The sequence below is a fragment of the Kitasatospora sp. NPDC088264 genome, from assembly GCF_040685715.1.
In the GTDB taxonomy this organism is placed as follows: Bacteria; Actinomycetota; Actinomycetes; order Streptomycetales; family Streptomycetaceae; genus Kitasatospora.
Genome location: NZ_JBFBIR010000001.1, coordinates 305,033 through 316,739, shown reverse-complemented (window position 1 = coordinate 316,739; position 11,707 = coordinate 305,033). Strand labels below are relative to the sequence as shown.

Genomic DNA, 11,707 nt, shown 5'->3' with positions numbered 1-11,707 from the left:
CGGTGATGAGCCGGACCGGGAGCACCGAACCGCCCGGATGTCTGATTACATGTGCGCCATGACTGATGTGATGAGCACTCAAGGCCAGTTCCCGGGTGCCGCCGGGGAGTCCGAGCGGACCCGCAGGCTGCGCAGCCTTGGTCTCAACGAACCGTCCGCGGACGAGGCCTTCGACCGCTTCGCCCACCTGGCCGCCAGCATCACCCGCGCTCCCATCGCGATGGTCAACTTCATCAACGACGAGCGCCAGATGTTCCGGGGGCTCTACATTCCGCCAAACTCGAACGACGTCGCGGTCGACGACGGCGCTTCCTGGGCCGATCGGGGCATCGCCTTCGACCTCCCCACCCGTCAGATGCCGCTGAGTCACGGTTTCTGCCCGCACGTCGTCGCCCAGCGCTCCCCCCTCGCGCTCGACGACATCCTCGCCTACCCCCGGTTCTCCGGGAACCCGGTCGTCGACGAACTGGGCGTGCGCGCCTACCTCGGCGCCCCGCTCGTCGACGACACCAACACCGTCATCGGCACCGTCTGCGTCCTCGACCGGGAACCCCGGCAGTGGGGGCGCGAGCGGCTGCGCGACATCCAGCACCTCGCCGAGGCGCTGCTCTCCGAGATCCGGCTGCGCGACAACCTGCTCGCCCAGCAGCAGGAGATGTTCGCCGCCTTCGACGGCTCCCCGTTCCCCATCATGCTGACCGACGGTCCCGGTCAGGAGATCCGCTACGCCAACGCCCAGCACGCCGACACCTTCGGCGCCCCGGTGGCGTACGGCGCGATCGGCCTGGCCTACCCGCAGCTCGGCGCCGCCGGCCTCCAGCAGGCCATCGTCGAGGCCTACCACACCGGGCGCAGCACCGTCCTCAACGACGTCCGGATCCAGTCAGGCCGCCCCGACGCCCAGCGCGGCCAGCAGGTCTTCAGCTTCACCTGCACCCCGCTGCGGGCCGCGCGCACCGGCCAGGTCAACGGTGTCCTCACCGTCGGCATGGACGTCACCGCGCAGTCCCGCACGGAGGAGGAACTCGGCACGCTGGCCGCCCTGCTGGTCGACCGGCTCCAACAGAACGGCGCCACCCCCGTCGGCCGCCCGGGCATCGCCGGGGAGTCCGGACTCGTCCTGCCGAACTGAGCCGCCGACCCGCCGACCCGCCGTCCGCGTGCGGCGTCGCCGTCCCCCTCCGCACCATCGCTCGCCGATCCGCACCACCGCGCACCACCCGCCACCGTGGCGGGGCGCCTCTCACCCCCGAGGAGAGGCTCCCCGCCACGGTGCCGTCCGGGTGCGGGCCCGAGCGGGTGAACCGTCCCCGCCCGCACCCCGGCCGCGTCCCGCCCGGCGGCCGCCGATGGTAGGCATGGGCCGCATGGACTGGTTCGCCGCCCCCGACCACTGGCTGAGCCGACTGCTCGTCCAACGCCTGCTCGCCGGCCTCTACCTGATCGGATTCCTCGCCGCCGCCGCACAGTTCCGCGCCCTCATCGGCAGCGACGGCATGCTGCCGGTGCCCCGCTTCACCGCCCGGGTCCCGTTCCGCCACGCGCCCGGACTGTTCCACCTCCACTACAGCGACCGCTTCTTCGCCGCCGTCGCCTGGAGCGGCGCCGCGCTCGCCGCCGCCGTGACCGCCGGACTCGGTGACGCCGTCCCGCTCTGGGCGTCCGTCCTGCTGTGGGCGGTGCTCTGGGGGTTCTACCTCTCGATCGTCAACGTCGGACAGACCTGGTACTCCTTCGGCTGGGAGTCGCTGCTGCTCGAAGCCGGCTTCCTCGCCGCCTTCCTCGGCAACGCCGACACCGCGCCGCCCACCCTGGTGCTCTGGCTGATGCGCTGGCTGGTCTTCCGGGTCGAGTTCGGCGCCGGACTGATCAAACTGCGCGGTGACCGCTGCTGGCGCGACCTCACCTGCCTGCGCTACCACCACGAGACCCAGCCCATGCCCGGGCCGCTCAGCTGGTTCTTCCACCACCTGCCCGACCCGCTGCACCGCGTCGAGGTCGCCGCCAACCACTTCGTCCAACTCGTCGTCCCCGTCGGACTCCTCCTCCCGCAGCCGGTCGCGAGCTACGCCGCCTGCGCCGTCGTCGCCACCCAGCTGTGGCTGATCGCCTCGGGCAACTTCGCCTGGCTCAACTGGCTCACGATCACGCTCGCCCTCGCCGCCGTCGACCCGGCCCGCATCGGACTGCCCGTCCACGCCCGCGTCCACCCCGCCACGCCCGTCTGGTTCGAGGCGCTGGTGATCGCCCTGACCGCGGCCGTCGCCGTCCTGAGCTACTGGCCGGTCCGCAACCTCGTCTCCCGCCGCCAGGCCATGAACCGCTCCTTCAACCGGCTGCACCTCGTCAACACCTACGGCGCCTTCGGCAGCATCAGCCGCGTCCGCCAGGAGGTCGTCGTCGAAGGCACCGACGAACCGACCCTCACCCCGCACACCGTCTGGCACGAGTACGGCTTCAAGGGCAAACCCGGCGACGTGCGCCGTCTCCCGCGCCAGTACGCCCCCTACCACCTGCGGCTCGACTGGCTGATGTGGTTCGCCGGCATCTCACCCGCCTACGCCCGCCCCTGGTTCCTGCCCTTCGTCGCGCGCCTGCTCGCCGGCGATCCCGCCACCCTCCGCCTGCTGCGCCACAACCCCTTTCCCGGCACCCCGCCGACCCACGTCCGGGCGACCCTCTACCTCTACCGGTTCACCAGTTGGCGCGAACTGCGGGAAACCGGCGCATGGTGGCACCGCACCGCGCTCCACGAGTACCTCGCGCCGGTCGACCTCACCTCCCTCGGCCACGCCGGGTACCGCCCACCCCTCGGCCGACGGCTCCGCGCCGTCCCGCTGGACCGGCTGCGGCGGCCCGGGGCCCGCCCGGGGGCCCCGCCCGCCCGGCCCGACGGCCGTGGGCCCCAGTACCCGTCCGGCCCAACGTCCCACCACCCGTGCGGCCCTCCCGGGTAGCGGCCAGGCGGGGGGTATGGCACACGACACCGGCCCGTCGGGCGGTGGGTGCGTGCAAGGCTCGAACGGGCACCCGTATTCTGGGCGTCCACAACCGGCGGCCCGCCCGCGCGCCCCCCAGCCCCGCCCCCGGGGCACCCCGCGCAACCGGTCCGCCGCCCCCTCGCCGCCAGCCCCGCCGTCGTCGCCCAGAACCGGACCTCACATGACAGTGCTTCACTCGCGCAACGCCGACGCAGCCGACCCGGCGGACGTCGCCGACGCCGCAGACGTCAAGGACCCCCAGGACGCCAAGGCCACCACGGCGGAGACCGACCTCCGCGAGGACCTCGGCCGCTACGCCGAACTCGGGGCCTTCACCCTCACCGCCGACACCCACGCCTGGTACGCGGCCGTCGACACCGTCGCCACCCCCGAGGACGCCCGGGCCGCCTCCACCGCCCTCGCCGAACTGCGCGGCCGCGACCTCCGCCAGACCTGGGACGCCGTCACCGTCCTCGCCGCCGACGCCAAGCTCGACGAACCCGACACCGTCGCCAAGGCCGCACTCCTCGTCGAGATGCTCCAGCGCGTCCACCGCACATCCGCCACCCTCACCCCCGCCGCCTACGACGCCGACCTCGGCGCCCTCGCCGCCGCCACCGCGGACGGCACCTGGCGCCGCGAGAACGGCGTCAAGCTCTCCTGGCTGCGCGCCCGCTCCCTGCGCAAGCAGGCCACGGCCCTCGCCGCCGACCGCCGCATCCGCCGCGAGGACCTGCACGAGGCACTCGCCTCCGCCGAGGTCGAGCGCCGCGCCTGGGCCGCCCTCGCCCCCGCCGGCACCCTGCCGGTCGTCCCCGCCGACGGCGCCCTGGTCGAGCGGACCGCCCAGGCCTTCGAGGCGATCAACACCGGACTGCGCGGCCTCGCCCGGCTGCTCCCCGACCACGACCTCGACGGGCTGGCCTTCGCCGAGCTCGTCGACCTCGTCGAGCGGCTCGCCGCGGACGAGGGCACGCTCTACCGCCTGCCCACCATCCGCGGGCTGCGCACCACCCTGGAGGAAGCCGGCCTCGGCGACCTGCTCACCGAACTCGCCGCCGCCCGGGCCGACCGCCGCGCCGCCGAAGCCGCGTTCGCCGCCCGCCAGGCCCTGGCCGGCGGCCAGCGCGATGGGCTCGCGGGGGAGGGCAGCACCGTCGAGGTTCCGGCTTCGGTTCCGGGTCCGGGTCCGGTTTCGGTCGAGGAGACGGTGACCGACGCGGACACGGAAGCGGAAGCGGAAGCAGACTCGGGCGAGGCTGAGGCCGTGGTCGAGACGGCCGAGGCAGCCGAGGAGGAGGTGACGGAGGAAGCCCCGTCCGCTGTCGTGGTCTCCCTCCCGGCACCGTCCCCGGCCGCCGACGACCTGGTGGTCGCCGCGACCGCCGCCCTGGCGGAGGCCGCGGAAACCACGGAGGCCGAGGCCGCCGTCGAGGTTTCCGCTGTCGAGGCCGTGGCCGACGCCAAGGCCGAGGTCGAGCTTGCGGAGGAAGCTCCGCTCCTGGAGGACGCGCCCGTCGTCGAGCCGGAGACGATCGAGCCGGCTGCGGAGCCTGAGACGGTTGCCGAGGTCGACGCGGTCGAGGTTCCCGTGGCCGAGGTTGAGCCGGTCGCTGAGCCTGCCGTTGTCGTGGAGCCGGTGGTCGAGGTCGAGGCCGTCGAGGAGGCGCCCGCCGTCGCCGTTGCGGAGCTGGTGGTCGAGGTCGAGGAAGCTGCGGAGCCTGAGACGGTTGCCGAGGTCGACGCGGTCGAGGTTCCCGTGGCCGAGGTTGAGCCGGTCGCTGAGCCCGCCGCTGTCGTGGAGCCGGTGGCCGAGGTCGAGCCGGTTGCTGAGCCTGCCGCTGTTGCGGAGCCGGTGGTCGAGGCTGAGGCCGTCGAGGAGGCGCCCGCCGCTGTCGTCGTGGAGTCGGTTGAAGCGACCGAGGCCATTGAGGACGTGCAGCCGGTGGCTGAGGCCGAGGCCGTCGAGGAGGCGCCTGCTGTCGCCGTCGCGGAGCCGGTGGCCGAGGTCGAGCCGGTTGCTGAGCCCGCCGCCGTTGCTGAGCCCGCCGCCGTTGCTGAGCCCGCCGCCGTTGCGGAGCCGGTGGCCGAGGTCGTCGAGCCCGCGCCCGCCGTCGAGCCCGCGCCCGCCGTCGAGCCCGCGCCCGTCGCGGCCGGCCGGCCCGAGAAGCCGGACTTCACGCCCGGCCGGCCCGTGACCGCCTACTCGGCCGACGAGCTGCTCGCCGTCGTCCGGTGGGTGGACGGTGACGGTGTGAAGCGTACGGAGGAGGAACTGCTGCGGGCGGCGATGAAGGAGCTGGGCTTCGCCCGCCTCGGGCCGCGGATCAAGGAGGCGCTGGGCGCCGCCGTCACTACCGCGCGGGGCTGACGTACCAGCGGGGAACAACGGCGAAGGGCCCGGGACGCGAGACCGCGTTCCGGGCCCTTCCGCCGTCCCGCGCGGGTTCGGGGGTTTGTCAGCCGGTCTTGGTCCACGGCTGGCCGGTCATCAACGCCTTGACGTTGGCCACGTATCCCGGGTTGGGGATGACCAGGCTGCCGACGACCTGGCCGGTGGCCGGGTCGGTGACGGTGTTGTAGTGCACGTTGCCCGCCCCGGCGTTGTACGCGGAGATGACGAGGTCGAGCAGCGGCGTCTTGCCGGTGGCCGGGTCGGGGGAGAGGTCGTATTTGCCGTCGAAGGAGGAGTCGCCGTAGTAGGCGACCAGCCAGTCGAGCAGCTGGGTGCCGAGCTGGACGTTCCCGGGGAGGGTCTTCGCATCGGAGGTGGTGCCGAACTTGCTGTTCATCCAGCTGATCGTGTTCGGCATGATCTGCATGGTGCCGATCCCGCCGTCGCAGGCGAGGATGCCGGACTGCCAGCCGCTCTCCTGCCAGGCGATCGCCTTGACCAGGTTGACGGGCAGCGGCGGGAGCTTGTCGGTGCCGCCGCTGCTGAGGTTGAGCGTGCGGGCCTGGCCGGCGGCGGTGGCGAGGGCCGCGCCGACGGCCTCCTTGGGCTCGTCGGGCTGGGGCTTGCTGGGCTGGCAGCTGCTCTGCAGCGGCGGGACGTGCGGGGTCGGCGGAGCGGGCGGCGGCGGGGGAGCGACCGGGCCGGGCTTGGCGACGGGCACGGGGGCCACGACGGCGGGCTTGGCGACCGGGGGCGGTGTGGTGGGAGCGGCGGGCGGGCTGCTCGGGGCGCCGGGCTTGGTGGCGGTCGGGGCCGGGGTGGTCGGGGCGGGCTTGCTGGACTTGCTCGCGGACGGGTTCGGGCTGTGGGAGGCACTGGCCGTCGGGGAGGCGGTCGGCGTCGGGGTGGCGGTCGCGGACGGGCTCGCGCTCGGCGTCTCGGTCGGCGTCCCGGTGGCGGCGACCGCCGTGGTGTCCGGCGCGCTGTTCTGGTGGTTGTCGGCGTGCTTGGTGCCGCAGCCGGCCAGGACGGCCGTCGAGACTGCTGCGGCCGACACCATGACCAGTGCTCTCCGGGATGCGCTGACTGCCACTGTGGTTCCCCCCACTCGTCACCGGCGGTCCCGGTGAGTGGCGGTCATCCTACGATGTGCCGTTCGAGCCCCGTACGAACGGGTGGTCCAACGCGTGCGCGAGGACCGTCGGCGCCGTCACCAGGGACGGTCCGTACCAGGTCAGGTGGCGTCCGCTGACCAGCGCCGACGGGACGCCGGGGAACGCCTCGGGGCCGTCCTGTGCCGTGAAGCGGTACGGCTCGTCCGGGAGGACCACCAACTCAGGGCGGCAGGCGAGCAGTTCGGGCAGCGGGATGGCGGGGTAGCGCTCGGCGTGCCCGGCGTGGACGAGCCGGAGGCCGAGGCGGCGCAGCAGGTCCCCGGCGAAGGTGTCGCGGCCCAGGACCATCCACGGGCGGCGCCAGACCGGAACGATCGCCCGCGGGCCGTCCGGCGGGCGCCGGACCGGGGACCACGCTGCCTCGGCCCGGTCCAGCCAGTCCGGGCGCGGGAGCGCACAGGCGGCGGTGAGCAGCCGGTCGAGCGAGCGGAACGCGTCGTCCAGGGTGCGGATGTCGGTGACCCAGACCGGCAGGCCGGCCGCCCGCAGCGCGTCCAGGTCGGGGCGCCGGTTCTCCTCGTCGTTGGCGAGGACGAGGTCCGGGGCGAGGGCGAGGATGCCCGGCACGTCCGGGTTCTTGGTGCCGCCGATCCTGGTGACCGCCAGGTCGGCCGGATGGCTGCACCAGTCGGTGGCGCCGACCAGCAGCCCGGGTGCGGTGGCGGCGACCGCCTCGGTCAGCGACGGCACCAACGACACCACCCGGCGCGGCGGGCGCGGGCCGAACCGGACGGGCAGGTCGAGATCGTCCCGCAGGACGGTGGGATCGGCCATCCGGTCACCCTACGCCGGGGGTTCGCGGATGGGCGGCGGTCGGGCGGCGAACGGGCAGCGGCCGGCGGGTGAACGGGAGCCGGGCGGTGCGGAAATCCCCGGGAACCCCCCGGACGGTCCGGCCGACTACCTGGTCCGGGTTCGCAGGACGGGCCCCGAGCACGATCACCGACCAGGAGAATTGTCATGCGCCCTCGCGTTGTCTGCGGAATCGCGGCCGCCGTCGCCCTGTTCGCCACGGCCTGCGGAAGCGGCGCCGGAAACGGCGTCGGAAACGGCGGCGGGGGAGGCGGAGAGCGCGGCGCGGCCGGCGCCGCCCAGACCGCCCCGGCCGGCGGCTATCCCGTCAAGGTGGCCGACTGCGCGGACCGCGAGTCCACCATCGCCAAGGCCCCCGCCAAGATCGTCACCAGCAACGCCGCCGCCCTGGAGATACTGCTCCAACTCGGCGCGGGCGACCGGGTGATCGGCACCGGCTTCCCGCCCGGCAAGGGCACTCTCCCGCCGGCCCTGGCCGAACAGGGCGCCAAGGTGCCGGTGCTCGGCGACAAGACCATCCCCAAGGAGAAGCTGCTCGGCTCCGGCGCCGACCTGTACGTCGACACCTTCGGCGCGATGCCGATGATGGGCGGTGGCGCCACCGGGCCCAGCGAGGAGGAGTTCGCGGCGGCCGGCATCCAGCACGTCTACCTCCTCTCGACCGCCTGCGCCGGCACCCCCAAGGCCGCCAAGGCGCCGCGCACCGACCTGTCCGGGGTCGAGAACGACATCCACCGCCTCGGCGCGGTCACCGGCACGGCCGCCCGTGCGGAGGAACTCGTCACCGGGATGGAGAAGCAGATCGGCGAGGTGCGCACCGCCCTCGCCGGCGTTGCGGAGGCGCAGCGGCCCGGCTACTTCGTCTTCGACTTCGACGCCGGCACCAAGCAGCCGGTGGCGGTCTGCGGTCGGCAGGTCGCCAACGCGGTGATCACCCAGGCCGGCGCCCGCAACGTGTTCGCCGACTGCGACGCCGACTTCAAGCCCGGCTCCTGGGAGGACGTCGTCGCCAAGAACCCGGACTGGATCCAGCTCGCCGTCCGCAACCGGGGCAGTGAGGAGGCCACCCGCAAGGCCTTCGACGACGCCGAGGCGTTCCTGCGTGGCTTTCCCGCGACCCAGGGCCTGAAGGCCGTCCAGGAGGGCCACTTCGTGCGGCTCGGCTCCGAGGTCACCACCATCGCGGGCGTGCGCAACGCCGATGCCGTCCGGCAGATCGCCGCCACCGTCCACCCCGACCTCGTCAAGAACGGGCAGTAGCCGGTGACGTCGGCCGTCTCCGCCGAACGGCGCGACGAGCCCCGCCCGGCCCGCACCCTGCGGGCCGGGCCGCTGGCCGTCGCGCTGATCGCCGCCTTGGTACTCGCGCTGACCGCCGCCGTGTCGTTCGGCGCAGTGGACATCCCGCCCGGCGAGGTCTGGTCGGTGGTCGCCCACCACCTCACCGGGCGGGCCCCCGAACCCGGCACCCGCGACCTCATCGTCTGGCAGCTGCGCGTCCCGCGCGCCCTGCTGGCGGCGATGGTCGGGGCCGGGCTCGGCCTGGTCGGCACGGCCGTGCAGGCCCTGGTCCGCAACCCGCTCGCCGACCCCTACCTGCTCGGCATCTCCTCCGGCGCCTCCCTCGGGGCGGTCGCCGCGATCGTCCTCGGCACCTCGCTCGGCCTCGACCTCGCCTTCGGCAGCGCGCTCGGCCTCACCGTCTCCCTGGCGGCCTTCGCCGGCGCGCTCGCCGCGTTCTCCCTGGTCTGGCTGGCGGCCCGGCGCGGCGGCGGCTTCTCCCCGCTGCGCCTGGTCCTCGCGGGCATCGCCATCGCCCAGTTCCTCGGCGGCATCACCAGCTACCTCGTCCTGCAGACCCGCGACGAGCAGCAGACCCGTGGCGTGCTGTTCTGGCTGATGGGCAGTCTCGGCGGCGCCGTCTGGGCCCAACTCGCCGTCCCCGCCGTCGCGGTGGCGCTCGGATTGGCCCTGCTCCAGGCCCGTGCCCGCGGGCTCAACGCGATGCTCATGGGCGACGAGACGGCCGCCGGGCTCGGCGTGGACGTCACCCGGCTGCGGCGGGAGGTCTTCGTCGTCACCAGCGTGCTGACCGGCGTGCTGGTCGCGGTCTCCGGCGCGATCGGCTTCGTCGGACTGATGGTGCCGCACGTCTGCCGTCTGCTCGTCGGCGGCGACCACCGGCGCCTGCTGCCGCTGTCCGCGCTCACCGGCGCGCTGCTGCTGGTCGTGGTCGACACCGTGGCCCGCACCGCGCTGGACGGCCAGGAACTGCCGATCGGCGTGGTCACCGCCGTCCTCGGCGCCCCCACCCTGCTCTACCTGCTGGACCGACGACTGGAGCGCACGTGAGGATCGCCGTCGAGGACCTGAGCGTCACCCTGTCCGGGCGGGCGGTGGTGGCCGGCGTCCACCTGGTCGCCGAGGAGGGGGAGATCGCCGGCCTGGTCGGGCCCAACGGCAGCGGAAAGTCCAGCCTGCTGCGCACCGTCTACCGGCACCTGCGGCCGAGCGCCGGGCGGGTGCTGCTGGCCGGGCGCGACCTGGCCGGGCTGCGCCCCGCGCAGTCCGCCCGGCACATCGCTGCGTTGCCGCAGGAGCGGGGCGGGGACTTCGAGTTGAGCGTCCGCGAAGTGGTCGCGATGGGCCGCACCCCCTACAAGCGGTCGTTCGCCGCCGACGACGCCGAGGACCACCGGATCACCGCCGACGCGCTGGCACGCGTCGGCATGGCGGATGCCGCCGACCGCCGCTTCGCCCAACTGTCCGGGGGCGAACGGCAACGGGTGCTGCTGGCCCGCGCGCTCGCCCAGCAGCCTGACGTCCTGGTGCTGGACGAGCCGACCAACCATCTGGACGTCCGCCACCAGGTCGAACTCCTCGCCCTGCTGCGGGACCAGCGCCGCACCACCCTGGTCGCGCTGCACGACCTCAACGCCGCCGCCTCCGTCTGCGACCGGCTGCACGTCCTGCACCGCGGCGCCCTGGTGGCCTCCGGGGCGCCGCGCGAGGTGCTGACCGCGGAGCTGCTGGCCGAGGTTTTCGGCGTTCGGGCCGCGGTGGTCGAACACCCGCTCACCGGCGACCCGTTGATCGCCTTCGACCACCGCACGCCGGCCGTCCCGACCGCCCCGGCCCCGGCCCCGGTGGAGGGTGCCGGGGCCGGGGCGGACGCTGGTGGGGCGGGGGTCGAGGGGGTGCAGGCTGCCGAGGTGGGGCCCGCGCGTCAGAACGCCTCGTAGTGGCTCGGCCGGCCGTCGAGTTCGACCAGCCGGCCGCGCTGCGCGGCGTCCTCGCTGCGCAGCAACTCCCAGTCCCCGTCGGCACGGTGGAGTACCGATGAGTGCCAGGGCGTCATCCAGGCGTCGGCGGCCTCCAGCAGCCGGATGCCGAACTTCGGTGCGCCCGCCGGTTGCGGGTGGATGGAGAGCCGGACCGACCGGGGGTGCTGCTCGGCGATCAACTCGCCCCAGGCGCGGCTGCGCTGGATCACCCCGTACGCGCGGCGGCGGCAGTCGCGTTGCAGGGCGGAGCGGGTGCCGGTGAAGCCGACGGTGTCGTCGGTCAGGAAGCGGGTGATGCCGCGGTAGAGCCGCAGGGTCTCCTCGTCCGTCAGCACCAGCTCGCGCAACTCCTCGACGCTCGGCGCGTACTGGGCGTGCACCCGGGCGCGTTTGTCGTCGTACGGCAGGTCGCCGAGGACGTCCCGCAGGTCGAAGGTGGCGAGGTGGGAGAGGTCCTCGCGTGCGATCATCGCCGTCAACTCGTCGGAGTACTCGTCGATGTGGTCGTCGGGGACGTGGACGAGGTCGCCGAAGATGTGGCCGTCCGAGCAGATCAGGATCCGCGCGCCGGGCTCGTAGTACCCGCCGATCTCCGCGCAGAGCCCGTCGAGGAAGGTGAGCGACAGCCGCTCGCCCTCGTCGGGCAGGTGGCTGAGCACCTTCGCGGGATTCGGCGACTTGCAGGGGAAACCGGGCAGGGTGAACAGGATCGGGTCGCCGGCGGTGATGAAGTCCGTCAACTGGGCTATCTGGAACGGGAAATGCTCGGGCTTGGCGTCCAGCCTCGGGTCGGAGGCGCGGCGGTGCGGCAGCAGCAGGCCGAGGATCCGGGCGGCGAGCCGCGCGGCGGACTGCGGGTCGGACTGCGGGTCGGCGCCGCCCCCGGTGTTCGCGGGCTCGGGCGCGGGTGTGGGCCCGGGTGCGGTGTGGTGGTGGCGGGTGGAAACGGTGCCGGCGGGCGGCATGGTGGTCCTCCGTGGAAGGTGGTGCGGGTGTGGAGCGGACGCCGGGTAGACGTCGGCGGGCGGCCTCGGGGTGTTCGTGCGGTGGCCGAGGGCC

General features: G+C 74.1%; 9 protein-coding genes. 6 read left to right on the top strand and 3 right to left on the bottom strand.

Features of this window, described 5'->3' with window-relative positions; genetic code table 11:
• Window positions 1-58 precede the first annotated feature (58 nt).
• The 3 genes from AB0O82_RS01365 (at window position 59) to AB0O82_RS01355 (ending at window position 5,352) form a co-directional block, all read left to right on the top strand.
• Window positions 59-1,132: a GAF domain-containing protein gene (locus AB0O82_RS01365; protein WP_363579553.1), complete on the top strand. Its 1,074-nt coding sequence runs from the start codon at window positions 59-61 to the stop codon at window positions 1,130-1,132.
• Between the two features lie 235 nt (window positions 1,133-1,367).
• The gene (locus AB0O82_RS01360) at window positions 1,368-2,957 is read left to right on the top strand and encodes a lipase maturation factor family protein (RefSeq protein WP_363579667.1); all 1,590 of its coding nucleotides are present in this window, start codon (window positions 1,368-1,370) and stop codon (window positions 2,955-2,957) included.
• A gap of 205 nt (window positions 2,958-3,162) precedes the next feature.
• A complete protein-coding gene (locus tag AB0O82_RS01355; RefSeq protein ID WP_363579551.1) occupies window positions 3,163-5,352 on the top strand; it encodes a hypothetical protein in 2,190 nt (729 codons plus the stop codon).
• Window positions 5,353-5,440: 88 nt separating this feature from the next.
• On the opposite strand, the gene AB0O82_RS01350 is transcribed toward AB0O82_RS01355, so the two are convergent.
• Together AB0O82_RS01350 and AB0O82_RS01345 are read right to left on the bottom strand one after the other, a co-directional pair.
• Window positions 5,441-6,469 (bottom strand): transglycosylase SLT domain-containing protein, encoded by a 1,029-nt coding sequence (locus tag AB0O82_RS01350; protein WP_363579549.1) that lies wholly within the window; start codon window positions 6,467-6,469, stop codon window positions 5,441-5,443.
• Window positions 6,470-6,518: 49 nt separating this feature from the next.
• Window positions 6,519-7,325 (bottom strand): helical backbone metal receptor, encoded by an 807-nt coding sequence (locus tag AB0O82_RS01345; protein WP_363579547.1) that lies wholly within the window; start codon window positions 7,323-7,325, stop codon window positions 6,519-6,521.
• Window positions 7,326-7,511: 186 nt separating this feature from the next.
• On the opposite strand from AB0O82_RS01345, the gene AB0O82_RS01340 reads away from it, so the two are divergent.
• The 3 genes from AB0O82_RS01340 to AB0O82_RS01330 are packed head-to-tail and all read left to right on the top strand — an operon-like array spanning window position 7,512 to window position 10,606.
• Window positions 7,512-8,624, top strand: a complete 1,113-nt coding sequence (locus tag AB0O82_RS01340) for an ABC transporter substrate-binding protein (protein ID WP_363579545.1) — start codon at window positions 7,512-7,514, stop codon at window positions 8,622-8,624.
• A gap of 3 nt (window positions 8,625-8,627) precedes the next feature.
• On the top strand, window positions 8,628-9,716 hold the full coding sequence (locus AB0O82_RS01335) for an iron ABC transporter permease (protein WP_363579543.1): 1,089 nt from the start codon (window positions 8,628-8,630) through the stop codon (window positions 9,714-9,716).
• Complete coding sequence (locus AB0O82_RS01330; RefSeq protein WP_363579542.1) at window positions 9,713-10,606, top strand: ABC transporter ATP-binding protein; 894 nt, start codon at window positions 9,713-9,715, stop codon at window positions 10,604-10,606. The genes AB0O82_RS01335 and AB0O82_RS01330 overlap by 4 nt, the downstream gene beginning before the upstream one ends.
• On the opposite strand, the gene AB0O82_RS01325 is transcribed toward AB0O82_RS01330, so the two are convergent.
• Window positions 10,591-11,613, bottom strand: a complete 1,023-nt coding sequence (locus tag AB0O82_RS01325) for an isocyanide synthase family protein (protein ID WP_363579541.1) — start codon at window positions 11,611-11,613, stop codon at window positions 10,591-10,593. The two genes, AB0O82_RS01330 and AB0O82_RS01325, sit on opposite strands and share 16 nt — an antisense overlap.
• Window positions 11,614-11,707 lie beyond the last annotated feature (94 nt).

Coding starts and splice junctions, on each gene's coding strand:
- AB0O82_RS01325 (WP_363579541.1), bottom strand. CDS start 11,613: ATGCCGCCCGCCGGCACCGTTTCCACCCGCCACCACCACACCGCACCC.
- AB0O82_RS01345 (WP_363579547.1), bottom strand. CDS start 7,325: ATGGCCGATCCCACCGTCCTGCGGGACGATCTCGACCTGCCCGTCCGG.
- AB0O82_RS01360 (WP_363579667.1), top strand. CDS start 1,368: ATGGACTGGTTCGCCGCCCCCGACCACTGGCTGAGCCGACTGCTCGTC.
- AB0O82_RS01355 (WP_363579551.1), top strand. CDS start 3,163: ATGACAGTGCTTCACTCGCGCAACGCCGACGCAGCCGACCCGGCGGAC.
- AB0O82_RS01365 (WP_363579553.1), top strand. CDS start 59: ATGACTGATGTGATGAGCACTCAAGGCCAGTTCCCGGGTGCCGCCGGG.
- AB0O82_RS01340 (WP_363579545.1), top strand. CDS start 7,512: ATGCGCCCTCGCGTTGTCTGCGGAATCGCGGCCGCCGTCGCCCTGTTC.